Here is a 23,872-nt window from a genome sequence, read left to right as displayed (position 1 = left end):
AAAAGACTTATGGCAAAGCGTGACTATTACGAGGTTCTGGGGGTGGAGCGCGGCTCCAGCGAAGCAGATCTGAAGAAGGCCTATCGCCGCCTCGCGATGAAGCATCACCCGGATCGCAACCCCGACAGCAAGGAATCGGAAGAGGCATTCAAAGAGGCCAACGAGGCCTATGAAGTGCTGTCCGATGCGAGCAAGCGCGCAGCATACGACCAGTATGGTCATGCCGGCGTCGACCCGAGCATGGGTGGCGGTGGCCAGGGTTTCGGCGGCCAGAATTTCTCCGATATCTTCGGCGATGTGTTCAGCGATTTCTTCGGTGGCGGTCGCGGCGGCAATGGCCGCGGTGGCGCCCAGCGTGGCAGCGACCTGCGCTACACCCTCGAACTGAACCTGGAAGAAGCCGTGCGCGGCACCACGGTCAGCATCCGTGTGCCGACGCTGGTCAACTGCAAGCCCTGCGATGGCAGTGGCGCGAAGAAAGGTTCGGCGCCGATCACCTGTCCGACCTGTGGCGGTATCGGCCAGGTGCGTATGCAGCAGGGCTTTTTCTCGGTGCAGCAGACCTGCCCGCGCTGCCATGGCCAGGGCAAGATCATCTCCGACCCGTGCGATTCGTGCCATGGCGAAGGCCGTGTCGAAGAGTACAAGACCCTCTCGGTCAAGGTGCCTTCGGGCGTCGACACCGGTGATCGCATTCGCCTGTCGGGTGAAGGCGAGGCGGGCATGCAGGGTGGTCCGACCGGCGACCTCTACGTGGTGATCAACGTGCGCGAGCACGCGATCTTCCAGCGCGACGGCAAACACTTGTACTGCGAAGTGCCGATCAGCTTCACCGACGCGGCATTGGGCGGCGAGCTGGAAGTGCCGACCCTCGACGGTCGGGTCAAGCTGAAGATTCCGGAAGGCACCCAGACCGGCAAGCAGTTTCGTCTGCGCGGCAAGGGCGTTGCGCCCGTGCGCGGCGGCGGTGCTGGCGACCTGATGTGCCGGGTGGCGGTGGAAACGCCGGTCAACCTCGACCGTCGTCAGCGTGAGTTGCTGGAAGAATTCCGCACTTCGCTTGAGGGCAACGAATCCCATTCGCCGAAGGCCAATGGTTGGTTCGAGGGTGTGAAGCGTTTCTTCGGCGACCTGTAAGGCATAAGGATTCGAGCATGCGACGTATAGCTGTGATGGGCGCCGCCGGGCGCATGGGCAAGACCTTGATCGAAGCGGTCCAGCTGGCGCCCGGCGCCGGTTTGACGGCGGCGGTCGATCGGCCGGACAGCACACTGGTCGGCGCCGATGCCGGCGAGCTGGCTGCGCTGGGGCGGATCGGCGTACCGCTGTCGGGCGACGTGGCCAAGGTGGCGGAGGAGTTCGATGTGTTGATCGACTTCACCCACCCAACGGTAACGCTGAAGAACCTGGCGTTCTGCCGCAAGGCGGGCAAGGCCATGGTCATCGGCACCACCGGTTTCAGTGCCGAAGAAAAGGCGTTGCTGGCCGAGGCGGGCAAGGATATCCCCATCGTCTTCGCCGCCAACTTCAGTGTCGGCGTCAATCTGTGCCTGAAGTTGCTCGACACCGCTGCGCGCGTGTTGGGCGACGACGTCGATATCGAGATCATGGAAGCCCATCACCGGCACAAGGTCGATGCGCCCTCGGGCACGGCCGTGCGCATGGGCGAAGTGATCGCCAGCGCGTTGGGTCGCGATCTGAAAAAGGTGGCGGTGTACGGCCGTGAAGGTCAGACCGGCGCGCGCGAGCGCCAGACCATTGGTTTCGCCACCGTGCGCGCTGGCGACGTGGTGGGTGATCACACCGTGCTGTTCGCCGCTGACGGCGAGCGCGTCGAGATCACTCACAAGGCGTCCAGCCGCATGACNGCAGGACGTGCTGGACCTGCATTGACCCAGCTGCGCCCGGCTCGCTCCTCCCGTAGGAGCGGTCATCGGCCGCGAACCAGACGCCGCGGTCTTGCTGACACACTGCGATGCCTATTCGCGGCCGATGACCGCTCCTACAGGGGGAGGCGCGCCAAAGTCGCATTCCCTCAAGTCCGCACCGCATTCGCGGTAGACCAAAACCCCTCTTTTCTGTAAGCTACAGCTTTAGTGTGTCCACTAAAAGCGCGCAGATAATTCGATGAAAAGAAGCGGGGTGACGTATCCATACGGCATTCCGCTTTTTTACAACCTGCGATCGCCCTTTCAGGCTTTATTTACGGGAGGTCTTCTTGACTAAGCCAGCCATACTCGCCCTTGCCGATGGCAGCATCTTTCGCGGCGAAGCCATTGGAGCCGACGGGCAAACCGTTGGAGAGGTGGTGTTCAACACCGCCATGACCGGCTATCAGGAAATCCTTACCGATCCTTCCTATGCCCAGCAAATCGTCACCCTGACCTACCCCCACATCGGCAACACCGGCACCACCCCGGAAGATGCCGAGTCCGATCGCGTCTGGGCCGCAGGCCTGGTGATCCGCGACCTGCCATTGGTGGCCAGCAACTGGCGTAACACCATGGCCCTGGACGACTACCTGAAAGCCAACAACGTGGTTGCCATCGCCGGCATCGACACTCGCCGCCTGACCCGCATCCTGCGAGAGAAAGGCGCGCAGAACGGCTGCATCATGGCCGGTGACGACATCAGCGAAGAGGCCGCCATCGCCGCCGCGCGCGCCTTCCCCGGCCTCAAGGGCATGGACCTGGCCAAGGAAGTCAGCACCAAGGACACCTACCAGTGGCGCTCCAGTGTCTGGGAGCTGAAATCCGACAGCCACCCCGATAGGCCCAACAGCGAGCTGCCTTACCATGTGGTCGCCTACGACTACGGCGTCAAGGTCAACATCCTGCGCATGCTGGTCGAGCGCGGCTGCCACCTCACCGTGGTACCTGCGCAAACCCCGGCCGCCGACGTGCTGGCGCTCAACCCCGATGGCGTCTTCCTGTCCAACGGCCCTGGCGATCCAGAGCCCTGCGACTACGCTATCCAGGCGATCAAGGAAGTGCTGCAGACCGAGATTCCGGTCTTCGGCATCTGCCTGGGCCACCAGTTGCTGGCTTTGGCCGCCGGCGCCAAGACCGTCAAGATGGGTCATGGTCACCACGGTGCCAACCACCCGGTGCAGGATGTCGACAGCGGCGTGGTGATGATCACCAGCCAGAACCACGGCTTCGCGGTAGATGAAGCGACGTTGCCGAGCAATGTCCGCGCCATCCACAAATCGCTGTTCGACGGCACCCTGCAGGGTATCGAGCTGACCGACAAGGCCGCGTTCAGCTTCCAGGGTCACCCTGAAGCCAGCCCCGGTCCGAACGACGTCTCGCCGCTGTTCGACCGCTTCATCGAATCGATGGCCAAGCGCCGCTGATCACTGTCGGACCCGTGTGTAACGCGCGCCCCGGCTGGCCCCGTCGAAGACGGACAGGCCGCCAGGGCGCCGCCCAATAAAGTTCAGGCGGGCAGCCGGCTGAACTGCGCAATTGAGTGAGAACCATGCCAAAACGTACAGACTTGAAAAGCATCCTGATTCTTGGCGCCGGCCCGATCGTCATCGGCCAGGCCTGCGAATTCGACTACTCCGGCGCCCAGGCCTGCAAGGCCCTGCGCGAAGAGGGTTACCGCGTCATTCTGGTCAACTCCAACCCGGCCACCATCATGACCGACCCGGACATGGCCGACGCCACCTACATCGAACCGATCAAGTGGCAGACCGTGGCCAAGATCATCGAGAAAGAGCGTCCGGACGCCGTGTTACCGACCATGGGTGGCCAGACTGCCCTGAACTGCGCCCTGGACCTGGAGCGCGAAGGCGTTCTGGCCAAGTTCGGCGTGGAAATGATCGGTGCCAATGCCGACACCATCGACAAGGCCGAAGACCGTTCGCGTTTCGACAAGGCCATGAAGTCCATCGGCCTGGCCTGCCCGCGCTCGGGTATCGCCCACAGCATGGAAGAAGCCAATGCCGTGCTGGAGAAGCTTGGCTTCCCGTGCATCATTCGTCCATCGTTCACCATGGGCGGTACCGGCGGCGGCATCGCCTACAACCGTGAAGAGTTCGAAGAGATCTGCGCCCGTGGCCTGGACCTGTCGCCGACCAAGGAACTGCTGATCGACGAATCGCTGATCGGTTGGAAAGAGTACGAGATGGAAGTGGTCCGCGACAAAAAGGACAACTGCATCATCGTCTGTTCCATCGAGAACTTCGACCCGATGGGCGTGCACACCGGTGACTCGATCACCGTCGCACCGGCGCAGACCTTGACCGACAAGGAATACCAGATCCTGCGCAACGCCTCGCTGGCAGTGCTGCGCGAGATCGGCGTGGAAACCGGCGGTTCCAACGTACAGTTCGGTATCTGCCCGGACACCGGCCGCATGGTCGTGATCGAGATGAACCCGCGCGTGTCGCGTTCCTCGGCACTGGCTTCCAAGGCCACCGGCTTCCCGATCGCCAAGGTCGCGGCCAAGCTGGCCGTCGGCTACACCCTCGACGAACTGCAGAACGACATCACCGGCGGCAAGACCCCGGCGTCGTTCGAGCCGTCCATCGACTACGTCGTCACCAAGCTGCCACGCTTTGCCTTCGAGAAATTCCCGAAAGCCGACGCGCGCCTGACCACCCAGATGAAATCCGTGGGTGAAGTCATGGCCATCGGCCGGACTTTCCAGGAATCCCTGCAGAAAGCCCTGCGCGGCCTGGAAGTGGGCGTCAGTGGCCTGGACCCTAAAGTCGACCTGAGCAGCCCCGAAGCCAACGGCATCCTCAAGCGCGAACTGACCGTGCCGGGCGCCGAGCGCATCTGGTACGTCGCCGATGCCATGCGCGCCGGCATGAGCGTGGACGACATTTTCGCCCTGACCATGATCGACCGCTGGTTCCTGGTGCAGATGGAAGACCTGATCAAGGAAGAAGAGAAGGTCAAGACCCTGGGTCTGGCCGATATCGACAAGGCCTTGATGTTCCGCCTCAAACGCAAGGGTTTCTCCGACCAGCGCCTGGCCAAGCTGCTGGGCATCACCGACAAGAATCTGCGTCGTCACCGCCACAAGCTGGATGTGTTCCCGGTCTACAAGCGCGTCGACACCTGCGCCGCCGAGTTCGCCACCGACACCGCCTACCTGTACTCCACGTACGAGGAAGAGTGCGAGGCCAACCCGACCGACCGCGACAAGATCATGATCCTGGGCGGTGGCCCGAACCGTATCGGCCAAGGCATCGAGTTCGACTACTGCTGCGTTCACGCAGCCCTGGCCCTGCGCGCCGACGGGTACGAGACCATCATGGTCAACTGCAACCCGGAAACCGTGTCCACCGACTACGACACCTCCGATCGCCTGTACTTCGAGCCATTGACGCTCGAAGACGTGCTGGAAATCGTGCGCGTCGAGAAGCCCAAGGGCGTCATCGTCCAGTACGGCGGCCAGACCCCGCTGAAACTGGCCCGCGCCCTGGAAGAGGCCGGCGTGCCGATCATCGGCACCAGCCCTGATTCCATCGACCGCGCCGAAGACCGCGAGCGTTTCCAGCAGATGGTCCAGCGCCTGAACCTGCTGCAGCCGCCGAACGCGACCGTGCGCAGCGAAGAAGAAGCCATTCGCGCCGCTGGCGTGATCGGTTACCCACTGGTCGTGCGCCCGTCGTACGTGCTGGGCGGCCGCGCCATGGAGATCGTCTACGAACTCGACGAGCTCAAGCGCTACCTGCGTGAAGCCGTACAGGTGTCCAACGACAGCCCGGTACTGCTCGACCACTTCCTCAACTGCGCCATCGAGATGGACGTGGATGCGGTGTGCGACGGCACCGACGTGGTCATCGGCGCGATCATGCAGCACATCGAGCAGGCCGGTGTTCACTCCGGTGACTCGGCCTGCTCGCTGCCGCCGTACTCGCTGCCGGCCCACGTGCAGGACGAAGTGCGCGAGCAGGTCAAGAAGATGGCCCTGGAACTGGGTGTCATCGGCTTGATGAACGTGCAGCTGGCGCTGCAGGGCGACAAGATCTACGTGATCGAAGTCAACCCGCGTGCTTCGCGTACCGTACCGTTCGTGTCCAAGTGCATCGGCACTTCGCTGGCGATGATTGCCGCGCGCGTCATGGCCGGCAAGACCCTGAAGGAAATCGGCTTCACCAAGGAAATCATTCCCAACTTCTACAGTGTCAAGGAAGCGGTGTTCCCGTTCGCCAAGTTCCCTGGCGTCGACCCGATCCTTGGCCCGGAAATGAAATCCACGGGTGAAGTGATGGGTGTCGGCGACACCTTCGGCGAAGCCTTCGCCAAGGCGCAGATGGGCGCCAGCGAAGTGCTGCCGACCGGCGGCACGGCCTTCATCAGTGTGCGTGACGACGACAAGCCGCTGGTGGCTGGCGTGGCCCGCGACCTGATCGCATTGGGCTTCGAAGTGGTCGCCACCGCAGGCACCGCACGCGTCATCGAAGCAGCCGGTTTGAAGGTACGTCGCGTCAACAAGGTGACCGAAGGTCGCCCGCACGTGGTCGACATGATCAAGAACGACGAAGTCACCTTGATCATCAACACCACCGAAGGCCGTCAGTCGATCGCCGATTCTTACTCGATCCGTCGCAACGCCTTGCAGCACAAGATCTACTGCACCACGACCATTGCCGCTGGCGAAGCGATCTGTGAAGCGCTCAAGTTCGGTCCTGAAAAGACCGTGCGCCGTTTGCAGGATCTCCACGCAGGACTCAACGCATGATCAAGTACCCAATGACCGTCCAGGGCCATCGTGCCCTGGAGGAAGAACACGAAAAACTCAGCAAGGTCGAGCGTCCGCGCCTGAGCCAGGCCATCGGTGAGGCGCGCGAGCTGGGCGACCTCAAGGAAAACGCCGAATACCATGCGGCCCGCGAAGAGCAGGGCATGGTCGAGGCGCGTATCCGTGACATCGAGGGGCGTTTGCAGAACGCCGTGGTGATCGACGTCACCACGATTCCGAAAACCGGCAAGGTGATTTTCGGCACGACCGTGGAAATCGCCAATGTCGAAACCGACGAGCGCGTGAAGTACAAGATCGTCGGTGAGGACGAAGCCGATATCAAGGGTGGCAAGCTGTCCCATGGCTCGCCCATCGCACGTGCCCTCATCGCCAAGGAAGAAGGCGACGTGGTCACGGTGAAAACCCCCGGCGGCGTGATCGAGTACGAGATCGTCGAAGTCGCCCACGTTTGATCGACTGCCGTGGCGGCGCGTGAGCGCCGCCATCTGGCAGCTGTGGTGCTACCAGCTGTTGGGCGTTAGCCTGGTGTTGGTAGGGCAGCCGGGCCCCTCGGCGGCGCGCAGGGCGCGACCTCGAGGGTCGGCCCGGGCATCAGCGAAAGCGATGCACGTTCGACAGTTGCTTGTTCACTTGCGGGTTCTTGCGGTAAACCAGGGCCATCTTGCCGATGACCTGGACCAGATCGGCACGGCCGACCTTGCACAATTCGGCAACGGCTTGCAGGCGCTGTTCGCGGTCGAGGATGTTGAGTTTGATCTTGATCAGCTCGTGATCGCTCAAGGCGCGTTCGAATTCTGCTAAAACACCTTCAGTCAAACCATTGTCGGCAACCATCAAAACCGGCTTCAAATGGTGACCAATCGATTTGTACTGTTTCTTCTGCTCTTGAGTGAGCGGCATAATCTGACCCTTCATCTGATCTTGTAAAAAGCGGCGGCCAGTTTACCCGAGCGCCCTCGGCTCCGCCCAGTTAATCACGACCTGTTATTCGAGGTGCCCCGTGGCCCGTTCCAAGACAAGCCTCAATTGGCTGAAAGAACACTTCAACGATCCCTACGTCAAGATGGCGCAGAAAGACGGGTATCGTTCGCGTGCAAGCTACAAGCTGCTGGAAATACAGGAGCGCGACCGCCTGATCCGCCCCGGCATGAGTGTCATCGACCTGGGCGCCGCGCCTGGCGGATGGTCCCAGGTGACCAGTCGTCTGATTGGTGGCCAGGGCCGACTCATCGCGTCCGATATCCTGGAAATGGACAGCATCCCCGATGTCACCTTCATTCAGGGCGACTTTACCGAGGATGCAGTGCTGGCGCAGATCCTCGAGGCCGTCGGTAATTCGCAGGTCGACCTTGTGATTTCCGATATGGCCCCCAATATGAGTGGACTGGCCGCAGTCGACATGCCGCGTGCAATGTTCCTCTGCGAGCTGGCGCTTGACCTGGCCAGCCGGGTTCTGCGCCCGGGCGGTGATTTCCTGATCAAGGTCTTCCAGGGTGAAGGCTTCGACGTGTATCACAAGACCGTTCGGCAGATGTTCGAGAAGGTGCAGATGCGCAAGCCTTCCTCGTCCCGTGACCGCTCACGCGAGCAGTACTTGCTGGGCCGTGGTTTCAAGGGTGCGGAAAAGCCGGACCATGAGGTCTGAGGCTGTCGATAGCTTTTATTAAATGGCGCGGCATGCTGAGCATAAACGAAGATTACGCAGTCAAAGTTTCACAAAAGGTTACAGACGCCGCCTGCGGAGCCGTAGGCAATGTAGTAAGTTTGGCCGGTGAACATCATGCGAAGCACGCCTGCGCGGGTTGCGGGTAGCAGGCTTCAGAGGGTAGCGAATTGAACGATATGGCAAAGAATCTGATCCTGTGGTTGATCATCGCCGCCGTCCTGGTGACGGTCATGAACAACTTCTCCAGCCCCAATGAGCCGCAGACCCTCAACTATTCCGACTTCATCCAGCAGGTGAAGGACGGCAAGGTCGAGCGCGTTGCCGTGGATGGCTATGTCATCACCGGCAAGCGTACCGATGGCGATGCCTTCAAGACCATCCGGCCCGCCATTCAGGACAACGGTCTGATCGGCGACCTGGTGGACAACAAGGTCGTGGTCGAGGGCAAGCAGCCTGAACAGCAAAGCATCTGGACCCAGCTTCTGGTGGCCAGCTTCCCGATCCTGGTGATCATCGCGGTGTTCATGTTCTTCATGCGCCAGATGCAGGGCGGGGCGGGCGGCAAGGGCGGCCCGATGAGCTTCGGCAAGAGCAAGGCGCGCCTGCTCTCCGAAGACCAGGTCAAGACCACCCTGGCCGACGTGGCCGGTTGCGACGAAGCGAAGGAGGAAGTCGGCGAGCTGGTCGAGTTCCTGCGCGATCCAGGCAAGTTCCAGCGCCTGGGCGGTCGCATTCCCCGCGGCGTGCTGATGGTCGGCCCGCCCGGTACGGGTAAGACGCTGCTGGCCAAGGCCATTGCCGGCGAAGCCAAGGTACCGTTCTTCACCATTTCCGGTTCGGACTTCGTCGAGATGTTCGTCGGTGTCGGTGCGAGCCGTGTACGTGACATGTTCGAACAGGCGAAGAAGCACGCGCCTTGCATCATCTTCATCGACGAAATCGATGCCGTGGGTCGCCATCGTGGCGGCGGCATGGGCGGTGGTCACGACGAGCGCGAGCAGACGCTCAACCAGTTGCTGGTCGAAATGGACGGCTTCGAAATGAATGACGGCATCATCGTCATTGCCGCGACCAACCGTCCGGACGTGCTCGACGCTGCGCTGCTGCGCCCTGGCCGTTTCGACCGTCAGGTCGTGGTGGGCCTGCCGGATATCCGCGGTCGCGAGCAGATCCTCAAGGTTCACATGAAGAAAGCGCCCTTGGGCGACGACGTGAACCCTGCGGTCATCGCTCGCGGTACACCGGGTTTCTCCGGTGCCGATCTGGCCAACCTGGTCAACGAAGCGTCGCTGTTCGCTGCCCGCAATGGCAAGCGCCTTGTCGAGATGAAGGAATTCGAGCTCGCCAAGGACAAGATCATGATGGGCGCCGAGCGCAAAAACATGGTCATGTCCGAGAAAGAGAAGCAGAACACGGCTTACCATGAAGCGGGCCATGCCATCGTCGGTCGCGTCGTGCCCGAGCACGACCCGGTCTACAAGGTCTCGATCATCCCGCGCGGTCGCGCGCTGGGTGTGACCATGTTCTTGCCTGAAGAAGATCGCTACAGCCTCTCCAAGCGCGCCCTGATCAGTCAGATCTGCTCGCTGTACGGGGGGCGCATTGCCGAGGAAATGACGCTGGGCTTCGATGGCGTTACCACCGGTGCGTCCAACGACATCATGCGTGCCAGCCAGATCGCTCGGAACATGGTCACCAAGTGGGGCCTGTCCGAGAAGCTCGGGCCGCTGCTCTATGCGGAAGACGAAGACCAGGGTTACCTGGGTCGTGGCGGCGGCGGTGGTGCGGCAGCAGTGTCGGGCGAGACTGCCAAGGTGATCGACTCCGAAGTGCGCAGCATCATCGACCAGTGCTACGGCACGGCCAGGCAGATCCTCACGGACAACCGTGACAAGCTGGATGCAATGGCGGACGCGCTGATGAAGTACGAGACGATCGATGCCGATCAGATCGACGACATCATGGCAGGCCGCACGCCACGTGAGCCTCGCGATTGGTCCGGCGGTGGTTCGGGTTCGTCGGGCACTACCATCGCCCCGGATCCACGTCCTGAAACACCCATCGGTGGGCCAGCGGCCGAGGTCTGATACAGACGCCTCAACGCTAGATACCTAAGGTTTGACATGACCCCTTCGCAATACCCCACTCGGTTGCCTTGCGGCAACCGAGTTCTCGATCTGGCCCAGACGCATGTCATGGGCATTCTCAATATCACTCCCGACTCCTTTTCCGACGGTGGCCGCTTCAACCAGCGCGATCTGGCCTTGCGCCATGCGCAGGCGATGGTCGATGCCGGCGCAACCCTGATCGACATCGGTGGCGAATCGACACGCCCCGGCGCTCGAGCGGTGTCTGCAGTGGAAGAGCTTGAGCGTGTAGCCCCTCTGGTGGAGGCGATCAACCGCGAACTTGATGTGATCATTTCGGTGGACACCTCCACGCCGGCAGTCATGCGCGAAAGTGCACGACTCGGCGCCGGTTTGATCAACGACGTGCGCGCGTTGCGCCGCGACGGCGCATTGGACGCTGCTGCGGCCACCGGCCTTCCGGTGTGTCTGATGCACATGGTGGGCGAGCCCGGCACCATGCAGGACCATCCCCACTACGACGACCTGCTGGGCGAGGTGGCGGGCTTTCTGTCCGAGCGCATGCACGCCTGTGCTTCGGTCGGCATCCCTGCAGAGCGTATACTGCTCGACCCAGGCTTCGGTTTCGCCAAGTCGCATGCGCACAACCTCAGCCTGTTCAAGCATATGCAGGCCCTGCATGCGCTTGGGCGGCCCTTGCTGGTAGGTGTTTCGCGCAAGAGCATGGTCGGGTTGGCCCTGAACAAGCCAGTGGCCGAGCGCCTCAATGGCAGCTTGGCCCTGGCGGCCTTGGCGATGACCAAGGGTGCGAAGATCTTGCGCGTCCACGATGTGGCCGAAACGATTGATGTCGTTCGGATGATCGCCGCCGTTGAAGCGGCCGAATAAGAATTACGGAGTACTTATGAGCAGGAAATATTTTGGCACCGACGGCATTCGTGGTCGTGTCGGCGAGTACCCCATTACCCCTGATTTCATGCTCAAGCTGGGCTGGGCGGCCGGTATGGCGTTCCGCAAGATGGGCGCGTGCCGCGTGCTGGTCGGCAAGGACACGCGGATCTCTGGCTACATGTTCGAATCGGCGCTGGAGGCCGGCCTGTCCGCGGCCGGCGCCGACGTCCTGTTGCTCGGCCCGATGCCCACGCCCGCCATTGCCTACCTGACGCGTACGTTCCATGCCGAGGCCGGCATCGTCATCAGTGCATCGCACAATCCGCACGATGACAACGGCATCAAGTTCTTCTCCGGCCAGGGCACCAAGCTGCCCGACGAAGTCGAGTCGATGATCGAAGAGCTCATGGATGCGCCGATGACGGTGGCCGAGTCCAGCAAGCTGGGCAAAGTTTCGCGCATCAACGACGCCGCTGGCCGCTACATCGAGTTCTGCAAGAGCAGCGTGCCCACCACCACCGACTTCGCCGGCCTCAAGCTGGTGATCGATTGTGCCCATGGCGCCACCTACAAGGTCGCACCCAATGTCTTTCGCGAGCTGGGTGCGCAGGTCACCGTGCTGTCTGCCGCGCCCGATGGCCTGAACATCAACGACAATTGCGGCTCGACCCACATGGAAGCGTTGCAGGCTGCCGTGCTGATAGGCCATGCCGACCTGGGCATCGCCTTCGACGGGGACGGTGACCGCGTATTGATGGTCGACCATACGGGCGCCATCGTCGATGGCGACGACTTGCTGTTCATCATCGCCCGCGATCTCCACGAGCGCGGCAAGCTGCACGGCGGCGTGGTCGGTACCCTGATGAGCAACCTGGGCCTGGAACTGGCCTTCCAGGACCTGTCCATCCCGTTCGTTCGCGCCAGCGTCGGCGACCGCTACGTGATGGCCGAGCTCAAGGAGCGTGACTGGCAATTGGGTGGCGAGAATTCGGGCCACATCGTCTGCTGCCATCACACCACCACGGGCGATGCGATCATCGCTGCGCTGCAGGTGCTGCTGGCCCTCAAGCGCCGTGACGAAACCCTCGCACATGCCCGTCAGGGGCTGCGCAAGTGCCCTCAGGTATTGGTCAACGTGCGCTTTGCCGGCGGCGACGTCAATCCGGTCGAGCACCCCTCGGTCAAGGAAGCCTGCGCGCGGGTGACCGAGGCCATGGGTGGTCGCGGGCGCGTGCTGTTGCGCAAGTCCGGAACCGAGCCGCTGGTGCGGGTAATGGTCGAAGGCGACGACGAAAAAGTCGTGCGTGGCTACGCCGATGAGCTTGCCAGGCTGGTGAGTGAAGTTTGCGCCTGAATACGGCTTGCCAGTGAACGTTGCGTTGGGTAACATCTGCGCCCACTTTGATCGACGAGGTACAGCATGCGTCGCCCCATGGTAGCTGGTAACTGGAAAATGCACGGTACCCGCGCCAGCGTCGCCGAGCTGATCAAGGGTCTGTCCGAACAGTCCTTGCCCGACTCTGTCGAGGTTGCGGTGTTCCCGCCCCTGTTGTTCGTCGACCGTGTGGTCGAGGGTCTGCAGGGCAGCCATATCGCTGTCGGTGCGCAGAACTGCGCGGTTCAGGCCGAGCAAGGTGCATTGACTGGCGAAACCGCCTCGAGCCAATTGGTTGATGCCGGTTGTTCGCTGGTTCTGATCGGTCACTCCGAGCGTCGCCAGGTCATCGGCGAAGGCGAGCAGCAACTGATCGAGAAATTCCGCGCCGCGCAAGCGGCCGGCCTGACGCCAGTGCTTTGCATGGGGGAAACCCTTGAAGAGCGCGAAGCCGGTCAGACTTTGGAAATTGTAGGTCGTCAGCTGGGCAGCGTCATTGCAGCCTTGGGTATCGAAGCTTTCACCCATGCGGTGATTGCCTACGAGCCGGTCTGGGCCATTGGCACCGGGCTGACTGCCACGCCGCAACAGGCTCAGGATGTGCACGCCGCCATCCGGGCTCAGTTGACGGCAGAAGATGCCAAGGTCGCACAAGCTGTGCGGCTGTTGTACGGCGGTAGCGTCAAAGCGGCCAATGCGGCCGAACTGTTCGGCATGCCGGATATCGATGGGGGCCTCATTGGTGGTGCTTCCCTGAATGCAGATGATTTCGGTGCGATCTGTCGCGCCGCGGGAAACTGAGAAAATGCTGGAAACAGTCGTAGTCGTTCTTCATCTGTTGGGTGCACTGAGCGTTGTCGCTCTGGTTTTGCTGCAGCAGGGTAAAGGTGCGGACGCTGGCGCGTCATTCGGGGCAGGTGCATCAAATACTGTCTTCGGAAGCCAAGGTTCCTCTACCTTTCTTAGTAAGTTTACTGCTATACTTGCCGCCTGTTTCTTCATAACCAGCTTGGGTTTAGGTTACTTTGCTAAAGAGAAAGCTCAACAGCTGACTCAAGTAGGTCTGCCAGATCCAGCGGTCATCGAAGCACCTAGGCAGAAGCCGGCAGCAGATGATGTTCCGGTGCTCCAAGAGCAAAAGACCGACGTAGCTCCTGCTACCGACGTTCCTCAGGCTCAAGGGCAAAAGTGATACTCGCAAGAGTGTCAGGGTTACAAAAGCGGTAAGGGTTTCACACGTTGTATTGCCGAGGTGGTGGAATTGGTAGACACGCAACCTTGAGGTGGTTGTGCCCATAGGGTGTAGGGGTTCGAGTCCCCTTCTCGGTACCAATTATCAGGAGAGCCCGCTGTTGCGGGCTTTCTTGTCGGTGGAAGCTTGGATTGACCCAAAACGGGTTCGGTCGTATACTTTCGCCCCAGCTTTGTCGCGGGATGGAGCAGTCTGGTAGCTCGTCGGGCTCATAACCCGAAGGTCGTTGGTTCAAATCCAGCTCCCGCAACCAGTTTTAGCAAAGCCCCTTTTCAAAGGGGCTTTTTGTTAGCTGGACAGTTCTTAGCGCCGGTATTCAACGGCGTATCCGGGATGGGCGCTTCGCCCATTTTTTATTTGCACAGCATGCACGAGGGGGTTCAGGTGTCGAGCAAGCTAGAACAGTTGCAGGCCTTGTTGGCCCCGGTGGTCGTGGCCCTTGGCTATGAATGCTGGGGTATTGAGTTTTCGGCTCAAGGCCGCCATTCACTTTTGCGTGTCTATATCGATAAAGAGGGCGGAGTGCTGGTGGACGATTGCGCCATTGTCAGCCGCCAGCTCAGTGGTGTACTGGACGTTGAAGATCCAATCACCGTCGAATACACCCTTGAAGTTTCTTCTCCAGGCATGGAACGCCCGCTGTTCAACATCGAACAGTTTGCCGCGTACGCCGGAGCACAAGTAAAGATAAAGCTGCGCGCCCCTTTCGAAGGACGACGCAACTTTCAGGGCCTTCTCCATGGTGTGGAGGACCAGGATGTCGTGATTCGAGTAGACGAACACGAATTCCTGCTGCCGATCGATTCGATCGACAAGGCCAATATCATTCCCAGTTTTGACTGAGACGTGCCAGATACTGCGGGTCCCGCGGATCCAATGGCTTGCGAAAGGCGAGGCGTACGATGAGCAAAGAAGTACTGCTGGTTGTTGAGTCGGTATCCAATGAAAAGGGTGTACCGGCAGGCGTAATATTCGAAGCGCTGGAGATTGCTCTGGCGACCGCGACCAAGAAACGCTTCGAAGACGAAGTGGATCTTCGTGTGGAAATCAATCGCCACACCGGCTCCTACGAAACCTTCCGTCGCTGGACGGTCGTCGAAGAAGACGACCTGGACGATCCGGCCATCGAAACCTGGCCGAGCAAGGTTGTACTGACACACCCCGAAGCCAAGGTGGGTGATGTCATCGAAGAGAAGATCGACTCCATCGAGTTCGGTCGCATCGCTGCCCAGACCGCCAAGCAGGTGATCGTGCAGAAAGTTCGCGAGGCCGAGCGCGCCCAGGTGGTGGATGCTTACCGTGAACGACTGGGCGAGATCATCTCTGGCACGGTCAAGAAGGTGACCCGCGACAACGTCATCGTCGATCTGGGCAACAACGCCGAGGCCTTGCTGGCTCGGGAAGATATCATTTCGCGCGAAACCTTCCGTGTCGGTGTGCGCCTGCGCGCGCTGCTCAAGGAAATTCGTACCGAAAACCGGGGTCCTCAACTGATCCTTTCGCGTACCGCGCCGGAAATGCTCATCGAGCTTTTCCGCATCGAGGTGCCGGAAATCGCTGAAGGCCTCATTGAAGTCATGGCCGCATCCCGTGATCCGGGTTCGCGCGCCAAGATCGCCGTTCGCTCCAAGGACAAGCGCATCGACCCGCAAGGTGCCTGTATCGGCATGCGCGGTTCGCGTGTGCAGGCTGTGTCCGGCGAGTTGGGCGGCGAGCGCGTCGACATCGTCCTCTGGGACGATAACCCGGCACAGTTCGTCATCAATGCCATGTCCCCGGCGGAAGTCGCGGCCATCATCGTCGACGAAGACGCCCATGCCATGGACATCGCCGTGGGTGCCGACAACCTGGCCCAGGCAATTGGCCGTGGCGGGCAGAACGTGCGTCTGGCCAGCCAGTTGACTGGCTGGACACTGAACGTGATGACCGAGTCGGACATTCAGGCCAAGCAGCAAGCGGAAACCGGTGACATCCTGCGCAACTTCATCGACGAGCTGGAAGTCGATGAAGAGCTGGCCCAGGTACTGGTCGACGAAGGCTTCACAAGCCTGGAAGAAATTGCCTACGTACCGTTGGAAGAGATGCTCAACATCGACGGCTTTGACGAAGACATCGTCAACGAGCTTCGCGCTCGGGCCAAGGATCGTTTGTTGACCAAAGCCATCGCTACAGAGGAAAAGCTGGCAGACGCCCATCCGGCCGAAGACCTGCTCTCGCTTGAGGGTATGGACAAGGATTTGGCGATGGAACTGGCGGTGCGCGGCGTAGTTACCCGCGAAGACCTGGCCGAGCAGTCGATTGACGACCTGCTCGACATCGACGGCATTGACCAAGATCGTGCCGGCAAGTTGATCATGGCCGCCCGAGCCCATTGGTTCGAGTAATTGGCGCGGCCTGAGGAGAGAAGTGCATGACGCAAGTCACGGTGAAAGAATTGGCCCAAGAGGTCGCCGCACCGGTAGAGCGCCTGCTTCAGCAGATGCGTGAGGCAGGTCTGCCGCACACCGACGCCGGACAAGTTGTGACCGACAATGAGAAGCAGGCTCTGCTGGCTCATTTGAAAAGCAGCCACAAGGCGAAAGCGGAAGAACCGCGCAAGATTACCTTGCAGCGCAAGACCCAAAGCACCCTGCGTGTGGCCGGTAGCAAGAGCATCAGCGTAGAAGTACGCAAGAAGAAGGTATTCGTTCAGCGCAGCCCGGAAGAGATCCAGGCCGAGCAGAAGCGCGAGCTCGACGAGCGTCGCGCAGCGAATGATGCTGCCCGCCAGAAGGTCGAGCAGGACACGCGTTCGCGTACCGACGAAGAAACGCGCAAGCAGCCTGGCAGCACCGCTCAGGCCGACGCCCCTGCCGCCGCAACCCAAGCTCCTTCGGCGCCAAGCGTCGATGTGGCTGCGGTCGCCCCGGCACCTGCACCGGCTCCTGAGCGCAAGAAGGAAGAGCCTCGTCGTCCCGACAAGCCGCGCAACGACGACCGTCGCAGCGGCAGTGGCAACAGTGATGGCGAGCGCAAGAACCAGCCTCACCGTGCCACCGTCAAGGAAAAGGCTCCGACGCCGCGTGCCGCACCGCGTACCACCGACGAAGAGAGCGATGGCTTCCGTCGTGGCGGTCGTGGCAAGGGCAAGCTGAAGAAGCGCAACGCTCACGGTTTCCAGAGCCCTACCGGCCCGCTGGTGCGTGACGTGAAAATTGGCGAGACCATCTCTGTTGGCGATCTGGCCGCACAGATGTCGGTCAAGGCTGCCGAGATCATCAAGTTCATGTTCAAGCTGGGCACGCCAGCCACCATCAACCAGGTGCTGGATCAGGAAACTGCCCAGTTGGTTGCCGAGGAGCTGGGTCACAAGGTGACTCTGGTCAGCGACACCGCCCTGGAAGATTCCCTGGCCGAATCGCTGAAGTTCGAGGGTGAAGCGTTCGCTCGTGCACCGGTCGTGACCGTCATGGGCCACGTCGACCACGGCAAGACCTCGCTGCTCGACTACATTCGTCGTGCCAAGGTTGCTGCGGGCGAAGCCGGCGGTATCACTCAGCACATCGGTGCCTACCACGTCGAAACCGAACGCGGCATGGTCACCTTCCTCGACACCCCGGGCCACGCCGCGTTTACCGCGATGCGTGCCCGTGGTGCCAAGGCGACGGACATCGTGATCCTGGTGGTCGCGGCGGACGACGGTGTGATGCCACAAACCATCGAAGCCGTTCAGCATGCGAAAGCCGCTGGCGTGCCACTGGTGGTTGCAGTGAACAAGATCGACAAGCCGGGCGCCGACCTGGACCGTATCCGCAGCGAGCTGTCGGTTCACGGTGTGACTTCGGAAGAGTGGGGCGGCGACACCCCGTTCGTACCGGTTTCGGCCAAGCAGGGTACTGGCGTCGACGAATTGCTCGAAGCCGTGTTGCTGCAGGCTGAAGTACTGGAACTGACCGCAACGCCATCGGCTCCTGGCCGCGGTGTGGTCGTCGAATCGCGCCTGGACAAGGGCCGTGGCCCGGTGGCCACCGTGCTGGTTCAGGACGGTACGCTGCGTCAGGGCGACATGGTGCTGGTCGGTTCGAACTACGGCCGTGTACGTGCCATGCTCGACGAGAACGGCAAGCCGATCAAGGAAGCCGGTCCGGCCATCCCGGTCGAGATCCTCGGCCTTGACGGTACCCCGGATGCGGGCGACGAGATGAGCGTGGTTGCCGACGAGAAGAAAGCCCGTGAAGTGGCTCTGTTCCGTCAAGGCAAGTTCCGCGAAGTCAAGCTGGCCCGTGCTCACGCCGGCAAGCTGGAAAACATCTTCGAAAACATGGGTCAGGAAGAGAAGAAGACGCTCAACATCGTCCTCAAATCCGACGTCCGTGGATCGCTGGAAGCGTTGCAGGGTGCCTTGAATGGCTTGGGCAACGACGAAGTGCAAGTGCGTGTGGTCGGTGGCGGCGTCGGTGGTATCACCGAATCCGATGCCAACCTGGCGCTGGCTTCGACAGCGGTACTGTTCGGCTTCAACGTGCGGGCCGATGCCGGCGCGCGCAAGATCGTCGAGCAGGAAGGTCTGGATATGCGTTACTACAACGTGATCTACGACATCATCGAAGACGTCAAGAAAGCCCTGACCGGTATGCTGGGCAGCGATGTTCGCGAGAACATCCTGGGTATCGCCGAAGTGCGTGACGTGTTCCGTTCGCCGAAGTTCGGTGCGATCGCCGGCTGCATGGTCATCGAGGGTGTGGTCTTCCGCAACCGTCCGATCCGTGTACTGCGCGAAGACATCGTGATCTTCGAAGGCGAGCTGGAATCGCTGCGTCGCTTCAAGGACGATGCGTCCGAAGTGCGTGCCGGCATGGAATGCGGTATCGGCGTCAAGAGCTACAACGACGTCAAGGTCGGTGACAAGATCGAAGTCTTCGAGAAAGTCCAAGTGGCTCGTACTCTCTAAGCTGCGACCTCCAGGAACCTGTCCGGCCAGCGCCGGGCCGGTTCTAAACGCAACGCCCGATCCGGCCCAGCCTGATCGGGCGTTTGCCGCTCTAGTTACAGGTAATGAAACATGGCAAAAGAATACAGCCGTACCCAGCGTATCGGCGATCAGATGCAGCGCGAGCTGGCGCAACTGATCCGTCGCGAGGTCAAGGATCCACGCGTTGGCCTGGTCACCATCACAGCGGTCGAAGTCAGCCGCGATGTCGGTCATGCCAAGATCTTCATCACCGTCATGGGCCAGGACAGCGCTGCCGACATCGCCCAGAGCATCAAGGTGTTGAACTCGGCCGCCGGTTTCCTGCGCATGCAGTTGGCCAAGGAAATGAAGCTGCGCAGCGTGCCGCAGTTGCACTTCCACTACGACGAAAGCGTGAGCCGTGGCGCTCATCTGTCGGCGTTGATCGAGCGTGCCGTGGCCGAGGACAGCCAGCATCACGCGGACGAGTCGGCCAAAGAGACCAAGGAGTAATCCCGGTGGCTCAGGTCAAGCGTATCCGTCGCAATGTCAGTGGCATCATCCTGCTGGACAAGCCACTGGGGTTCACTTCCAACGCCGCGCTGCAGAAAGTGCGCTGGCTGCTCAATGCCGAGAAGGCCGGTCATACCGGCAGTCTCGACCCATTGGCCACCGGTGTGCTGCCGCTGTGTTTCGGCGAGGCGACCAAGTTTTCCCAGTACCTGCTCGAATCCGACAAAGGCTACGAGACCCTGGCACAACTGGGCAAGACCACGACCACGGCCGATGCCGAGGGCGAGGTTCTGCAGACCCGCGAGGTGACCGTCGGTCACTCCGACATCGAGGCGGTATTGCCTCGTTTCCGTGGCCAGATCAGCCAGATACCGCCGATGTACTCGGCGCTCAAGCGCGATGGGCAGCCATTGTACAAGCTGGCGCGTGCCGGTGAAGTAGTGGAGCGCGAGCCGCGTTCTGTTACTATTGCGCGGCTGCAATTGCTTGGCTGCGAGCAGACCACTGCAAGGTTCGCCGTGGACTGCAGCAAAGGCACCTACATTCGGACCCTGGTCGAAGACATCGGCGAGGCGTTGGGGTGTGGTGCGTACGTTGCAGAACTGCGTCGCACGCAAGCGGGCCCGTTCAGCCTGGCGCAGACGGTCACGCTCGAAGAGCTCGAAGCCGTGCATGCCGAAGGCGGCAACGAGGCAGTGGACAGGTTCCTGCTGCCATCGGACAGCGGCCTGCAGGATTGGCCGCTGCTGCAGTTTTCGGAGCACAGCGCGTTTTACTGGCTCCACGGCCAGCCGGTGAGGGCTCCCGAAGCTCCCAAGTTCGGCATGGTGCGGGTACAGGATCACAATGGTCGCTTCATCGGAATCGGTGAAGTGAGCGAAGACGGGCGCATTGCGCCACGTCGCTTGATTCGGTCGGAATGACCGATCCCGGTCGTCACGGTATTCGTGGCGGCTGGTCGAGGACGGCTGTCAACAGGCACGGTCGCGCCTCTTCTCATGAAAACAGGGTTTTGCCCTGGCCTGTTGGACACTGCATGCAGTGCCCTTGATAGTGGAGATGCCTCATGGCTCTTAGCGTTGAAGACAAAGCTCAAATCGTTGCCGACTACCAGCAAGCCGTTGGTGATACCGGTTCGCCAGAAGTGCAGGTTGCACTGCTGACGCACAACATCAACAAGCTGCAGGGTCACTTCAAGGCCAACGGCAAGGACCACCACTCGCGTCGTGGCCTGATCCGTATGGTCAACCAGCGCCGCAAGCTGCTGGATTACCTGAAGGGCAAGGACGTCACCCGTTACAGCGCCCTGATCGGTCGTCTGGGTCTGCGTCGCTAATAGCGGCTCGACACGCGGTGACAAGCGTGGTTTGCCATGTTCGCAGGCCTGGGCTCAAGCCCGGGCCTGCGAGGGCGCCACGCGCAATCCTGAGGTTGGTTGTCTGTCGTACCCCAGCGGGTTTTCCGCGGGGGCGGGCAGGTTTCCAGCCTCAAGTTGTATCTGGACGGTCAACGGGGCCGATTCCCCGCTCTGCCCAAGAATTTCGCAAGAAACCAGTTCCCCCAAGAGCCAACAGAAGGTAGGAAACCGTGAACCCGGTAATCAAGACGTTTCAATTCGGTCAATCGACCGTAACCCTCGAAACGGGCCGTATTGCCCGTCAAGCCTCCGGCGCCGTGCTGGTCACCGTCGATAACGACGTGACCGTACTGGTGACCGTGGTAGGTGCCAAGCAAGCCGATCCAGGCAAAGGCTTTTTCCCGCTGTCCGTGCACTACCAGGAAAAGACCTACGCTGCCGGCAAGATTCCCGGTGGTTTCTTCAAGCGTGAAGGCCGTCCTTCCGAGAAAGAAACCCTGACCTCGCGTTTGATCGATCGCCCGATCCGTCCGCTGTTCCCCGAAGGCTTCATGAACGAAGTGCAGGTCGTCTGCACCGTCGTTTCCACCAGCAAGAAAACCGATCCAGACATCGCTGCGATGATCGGTACCTCGGCGGCCCTGGCCATTTCCGGCATTCCGTTCGACGGCCCGATCGGCGCTGCGCGTGTGGCCTTCCACGAGAGCACTGGCTACCTGCTGAACCCGACCTACGAGCAGCAGCAGGCTTCGAGCCTGGACATGGTCGTGGCCGGTACCAAAGACGCCGTGCTGATGGTTGAATCCGAAGCCAAAGAGCTGACCGAAGACCAGATGTTGGGCGCCGTGCTGTTTGCCCACGATGAGTTCCAGTCGGTCATCAAGGCCGTCGGCGAGCTGGCTGCAGAAGCCGCCAAGCCTACCTGGAGCTGGACCCCGAAAGCCTGGAACACCGAGCTGCTGGGCGCGATCCGTGGCGAATTCGGCGATGCCGTTTCCCAGGCCTACACCATCACCGTCAAGGCCGATCGCTACGCGAAGTTGGGCGAGTTGCGTGACCAGGTGATCGCCAAGTTCTCCGGCGAAGAAGGCAAGCCGACCGCAGCCGAAGTGAAGGAAATCTTCGGCGAGATCGAATACCGCACCGTTCGTGAAAACATCGTCAACGGCAAGCCGCGTATCGACGGTCGCGACACCAAGACCGTGCGCCCGCTGAACATCGAAGTCGGTGTTCTGCCGAAAACCCACGGTTCGGCCCTGTTCACCCGCGGTGAAACCCAGGCGCTGGTCGTGGCGACTCTGGGCACTGCCCGCGACGCTCAGTTGCTGGACACCCTGGAAGGCGAGAAGAAAGACCCCTTCATGCTGCACTACAACTTCCCTCCGTTCTCGGTGGGCGAGTGTGGTCGCATGGGCGGCGCGGGTCGTCGTGAAATCGGCCACGGCCGTCTGGCCCGTCGTTCGGTACAGGCCATGCTGCCGGCCGCCGACGTGTTCCCGTACACCATCCGCGTGGTATCGGAAATCACCGAGTCCAACGGTTCCAGCTCCATGGCGTCGGTCTGCGGTGCTTCCCTGGCACTGATGGACGCCGGTGTGCCGATGAAGGCGCCGGTTGCCGGTATCGCCATGGGCCTGGTCAAGGAAGGCGACAAGTTCGCCATCCTCACCGACATCCTCGGTGACGAAGACCACCTCGGCGACATGGACTTCAAGGTAGCCGGTACCGCCAAGGGCGTTACCGCGCTGCAGATGGACATCAAGATCAACGGTATCACCGAAGAGATCATGGAAATCGCCCTGGGCCAGGCGCTGGAAGCGCGCCTGAACATCCTCGGTCAGATGAACCAGATCATCGGCACTTCGCGTACCGAGCTGTCGGAAAACGCGCCGACCATGATCGCGATGAAGATCGACACCGACAAGATCCGCGACGTGATCGGCAAGGGTGGCGCTACCATTCGCGCCATCTGCGAGGAAACCAAGGCTTCGATCGACATCGAAGACGACGGCTCGATCAAGATCTTCGGCGAATCCAAGGAAGCGGCTGAAGCAGCACGTCAGCGCGTTCTGGGTATCACCGCAGAAGCCGAGATCGGCAAGATCTATCTGGGCAAGGTCGAGCGCATCGTTGACTTCGGTGCCTTCGTCAACATCCTGCCTGGCAAGGACGGTCTGGTTCACATCTCGATGCTCAGCGATGCGCGCGTCGAGAAAGTGACCGACATCCTTAAGGAAGGCGAAGAAGTGGAAGTACTGGTACTGGACGTGGATAACCGCGGCCGTATCAAGCTGTCCATCAAGGACGTTGCTGCTGCAAAGGCTTCGGGCGCGTAAACCCGCTGGCTTGAGAAAAGGAGCCCTGCGGGGCTCTTTTTTTTCGTCTAGAGTCTGGAGGTGGCCTGCTATTTGACGCCGCTACTCGGTCAAGACACGGTAAGCGCAAGGGAACTTTTGCGAGCTTGCAACTTGCACGCAAAATTACCCACAGGCGTGCAAGTTGCACGAACATGGTTTTCAGAAAGAAACCTAAATCATTGATTATTAAGGATTTTATTAGCTCGATCGGGTTGGCATGAGGTCTGCAATATTCTTGTCACCTGCAGCCAAGACATTAAACGTCTGCAGACCTTTTAAAAAACAGGAGTGACTCGTATGAAGAAGTTCGCTATTGCTGCCGCTGCTGCTACCGCGCTGACCTTGACCATGGCCAACGCTGCTTTCGCTCAACAGTCCACCCAAGCTCCAATGGTTGTTGCTGCTGGTGAAGTGACTCACGCCAAAGAAGCAACCTCCGACACTTGGATCACCACCAAGGTCAAATCCGATCTGGTCACCGAGAAAGGCATTCCAGGCACCGACATCAAGGTAGAAACCAACAAAGGCGTGGTATCCCTGTCGTCGACCGTTGCTGTGACCGATGCTCAGAAAGCTACTGCCGTGCGTATCACCAAGGCAATCAAAGGCGTGAAAGCAGTTTCCGCCGATGGCCTGAAAGCCGAGTAAGTTTCATGCGAAGGCCACAGGGACGTGGCCACTGAGAGCCCCGGCGCCATGCGACGGGGCTTTTTTTATGGGC

19 protein-coding genes, 2 tRNA genes and 1 pseudogene are annotated in these 23,872 nt (G+C 60.8%); 21 read left to right on the top strand and 1 reads right to left on the bottom strand.

Going from position 1 to position 23,872, the window contains the following annotated elements; translation table 11 throughout:
* Window positions 1-9 precede the first annotated feature (9 nt).
* The 5 genes and pseudogenes from dnaJ (at window position 10) to greA (ending at window position 7,175) form a co-directional block, all read left to right on the top strand.
* Complete coding sequence (gene dnaJ, locus IFT76_RS19875; RefSeq protein ID WP_122480196.1) at window positions 10-1,137, top strand: molecular chaperone DnaJ; 1,128 nt, start codon at window positions 10-12, stop codon at window positions 1,135-1,137.
* Between the two features lie 17 nt (window positions 1,138-1,154).
* Window positions 1,155-1,867, top strand: a pseudogene (dapB, locus tag IFT76_RS19870) (4-hydroxy-tetrahydrodipicolinate reductase); the annotation flags it as partial.
* Between the two features lie 351 nt (window positions 1,868-2,218).
* A complete protein-coding gene (carA, locus tag IFT76_RS19865) occupies window positions 2,219-3,355 on the top strand; it encodes a glutamine-hydrolyzing carbamoyl-phosphate synthase small subunit (protein WP_192059937.1) in 1,137 nt (378 codons plus the stop codon).
* A gap of 125 nt (window positions 3,356-3,480) precedes the next feature.
* A complete protein-coding gene (gene carB / locus IFT76_RS19860; RefSeq protein ID WP_122714823.1) occupies window positions 3,481-6,702 on the top strand; it encodes a carbamoyl-phosphate synthase large subunit in 3,222 nt (1,073 codons plus the stop codon).
* On the top strand, window positions 6,699-7,175 hold the full coding sequence (greA, locus tag IFT76_RS19855; RefSeq protein WP_122480192.1) for a transcription elongation factor GreA: 477 nt from the start codon (window positions 6,699-6,701) through the stop codon (window positions 7,173-7,175). The genes carB and greA overlap by 4 nt, the downstream gene beginning before the upstream one ends.
* Before the next feature lie 139 nt (window positions 7,176-7,314).
* On the opposite strand, the gene IFT76_RS19850 is transcribed toward greA, so the two are convergent.
* On the bottom strand, window positions 7,315-7,623 hold the full coding sequence (locus IFT76_RS19850) for a YhbY family RNA-binding protein (protein WP_049858703.1): 309 nt from the start codon (window positions 7,621-7,623) through the stop codon (window positions 7,315-7,317).
* A gap of 100 nt (window positions 7,624-7,723) precedes the next feature.
* Here IFT76_RS19850 and rlmE point away from each other — a divergent pair, with 100 nt between their 5' ends.
* From rlmE to IFT76_RS19770, 16 genes are all read left to right on the top strand, one after another.
* Entirely contained in the window at window positions 7,724-8,368 is a 645-nt protein-coding gene (gene rlmE, locus IFT76_RS19845; protein WP_122480191.1) for a 23S rRNA (uridine(2552)-2'-O)-methyltransferase RlmE, read from the top strand.
* Between the two features lie 197 nt (window positions 8,369-8,565).
* Window positions 8,566-10,476, top strand: coding sequence for an ATP-dependent zinc metalloprotease FtsH (ftsH, locus tag IFT76_RS19840; protein WP_185795388.1), 1,911 nt, complete (start codon window positions 8,566-8,568; stop codon window positions 10,474-10,476).
* 36 nt (window positions 10,477-10,512) lie between these two features.
* Window positions 10,513-11,364 (top strand): dihydropteroate synthase, encoded by an 852-nt coding sequence (gene folP / locus IFT76_RS19835; RefSeq protein ID WP_122480189.1) that lies wholly within the window; start codon window positions 10,513-10,515, stop codon window positions 11,362-11,364.
* Window positions 11,365-11,380: 16 nt separating this feature from the next.
* A complete protein-coding gene (gene glmM, locus IFT76_RS19830) occupies window positions 11,381-12,721 on the top strand; it encodes a phosphoglucosamine mutase (protein ID WP_122480188.1) in 1,341 nt (446 codons plus the stop codon).
* A gap of 66 nt (window positions 12,722-12,787) precedes the next feature.
* The gene (tpiA, locus tag IFT76_RS19825; protein WP_122480187.1) at window positions 12,788-13,543 is read left to right on the top strand and encodes a triose-phosphate isomerase; all 756 of its coding nucleotides are present in this window, start codon (window positions 12,788-12,790) and stop codon (window positions 13,541-13,543) included.
* A 4-nt stretch (window positions 13,544-13,547) separates the two neighbouring features.
* Complete coding sequence (gene secG / locus IFT76_RS19820; protein WP_122480186.1) at window positions 13,548-13,934, top strand: preprotein translocase subunit SecG; 387 nt, start codon at window positions 13,548-13,550, stop codon at window positions 13,932-13,934.
* Between the two features lie 54 nt (window positions 13,935-13,988).
* A tRNA-Leu gene (locus IFT76_RS19815) sits at window positions 13,989-14,074 on the top strand.
* A 96-nt stretch (window positions 14,075-14,170) separates the two neighbouring features.
* Window positions 14,171-14,247, top strand: a tRNA-Met gene (locus IFT76_RS19810).
* 131 nt (window positions 14,248-14,378) lie between these two features.
* The gene (rimP, locus tag IFT76_RS19805; protein ID WP_163007671.1) at window positions 14,379-14,837 is read left to right on the top strand and encodes a ribosome maturation factor RimP; all 459 of its coding nucleotides are present in this window, start codon (window positions 14,379-14,381) and stop codon (window positions 14,835-14,837) included.
* Window positions 14,838-14,896: 59 nt separating this feature from the next.
* Window positions 14,897-16,378: a transcription termination factor NusA gene (nusA, locus tag IFT76_RS19800; protein ID WP_122480184.1), complete on the top strand. Its 1,482-nt coding sequence runs from the start codon at window positions 14,897-14,899 to the stop codon at window positions 16,376-16,378.
* Between the two features lie 26 nt (window positions 16,379-16,404).
* Window positions 16,405-18,924 (top strand): translation initiation factor IF-2, encoded by a 2,520-nt coding sequence (gene infB, locus IFT76_RS19795; RefSeq protein ID WP_122480183.1) that lies wholly within the window; start codon window positions 16,405-16,407, stop codon window positions 18,922-18,924.
* 111 nt (window positions 18,925-19,035) lie between these two features.
* A complete protein-coding gene (gene rbfA, locus IFT76_RS19790; protein WP_122480182.1) occupies window positions 19,036-19,437 on the top strand; it encodes a 30S ribosome-binding factor RbfA in 402 nt (133 codons plus the stop codon).
* 5 nt (window positions 19,438-19,442) lie between these two features.
* Window positions 19,443-20,360: a tRNA pseudouridine(55) synthase TruB gene (gene truB / locus IFT76_RS19785; RefSeq protein ID WP_122480181.1), complete on the top strand. Its 918-nt coding sequence runs from the start codon at window positions 19,443-19,445 to the stop codon at window positions 20,358-20,360.
* 143 nt (window positions 20,361-20,503) lie between these two features.
* Entirely contained in the window at window positions 20,504-20,773 is a 270-nt protein-coding gene (gene rpsO, locus IFT76_RS19780) for a 30S ribosomal protein S15 (RefSeq protein ID WP_043190760.1), read from the top strand.
* A 251-nt stretch (window positions 20,774-21,024) separates the two neighbouring features.
* A complete protein-coding gene (pnp, locus tag IFT76_RS19775; protein WP_122714828.1) occupies window positions 21,025-23,130 on the top strand; it encodes a polyribonucleotide nucleotidyltransferase in 2,106 nt (701 codons plus the stop codon).
* A 318-nt stretch (window positions 23,131-23,448) separates the two neighbouring features.
* A complete protein-coding gene (locus tag IFT76_RS19770; protein WP_192059934.1) occupies window positions 23,449-23,799 on the top strand; it encodes a BON domain-containing protein in 351 nt (116 codons plus the stop codon).
* Window positions 23,800-23,872 lie beyond the last annotated feature (73 nt).

This window comes from Pseudomonas sp. CFBP 13727 (genome assembly GCF_014841915.1).
Taxonomy (GTDB): domain Bacteria; phylum Pseudomonadota; class Gammaproteobacteria; order Pseudomonadales; family Pseudomonadaceae; genus Aquipseudomonas; species Aquipseudomonas baltica.
The sequence above is the reverse complement of the archived record's forward strand: the minus strand, read 5'-3'. Positions and strand labels throughout refer to the sequence as shown.

Coding starts and splice junctions, on each gene's coding strand:
- dnaJ (WP_122480196.1), top strand. CDS start 10: ATGGCAAAGCGTGACTATTACGAGGTTCTGGGGGTGGAGCGCGGCTCC.
- infB (WP_122480183.1), top strand. CDS start 16,405: ATGACGCAAGTCACGGTGAAAGAATTGGCCCAAGAGGTCGCCGCACCG.
- rpsO (WP_043190760.1), top strand. CDS start 20,504: ATGGCTCTTAGCGTTGAAGACAAAGCTCAAATCGTTGCCGACTACCAG.
- carB (WP_122714823.1), top strand. CDS start 3,481: ATGCCAAAACGTACAGACTTGAAAAGCATCCTGATTCTTGGCGCCGGC.
- greA (WP_122480192.1), top strand. CDS start 6,699: ATGATCAAGTACCCAATGACCGTCCAGGGCCATCGTGCCCTGGAGGAA.
- ftsH (WP_185795388.1), top strand. CDS start 8,566: ATGGCAAAGAATCTGATCCTGTGGTTGATCATCGCCGCCGTCCTGGTG.
- rbfA (WP_122480182.1), top strand. CDS start 19,036: ATGGCAAAAGAATACAGCCGTACCCAGCGTATCGGCGATCAGATGCAG.
- glmM (WP_122480188.1), top strand. CDS start 11,381: ATGAGCAGGAAATATTTTGGCACCGACGGCATTCGTGGTCGTGTCGGC.
- tpiA (WP_122480187.1), top strand. CDS start 12,788: ATGCGTCGCCCCATGGTAGCTGGTAACTGGAAAATGCACGGTACCCGC.
- folP (WP_122480189.1), top strand. CDS start 10,513: ATGACCCCTTCGCAATACCCCACTCGGTTGCCTTGCGGCAACCGAGTT.
- IFT76_RS19770 (WP_192059934.1), top strand. CDS start 23,449: ATGAAGAAGTTCGCTATTGCTGCCGCTGCTGCTACCGCGCTGACCTTG.
- IFT76_RS19850 (WP_049858703.1), bottom strand. CDS start 7,623: ATGCCGCTCACTCAAGAGCAGAAGAAACAGTACAAATCGATTGGTCAC.
- secG (WP_122480186.1), top strand. CDS start 13,548: ATGCTGGAAACAGTCGTAGTCGTTCTTCATCTGTTGGGTGCACTGAGC.
- nusA (WP_122480184.1), top strand. CDS start 14,897: ATGAGCAAAGAAGTACTGCTGGTTGTTGAGTCGGTATCCAATGAAAAG.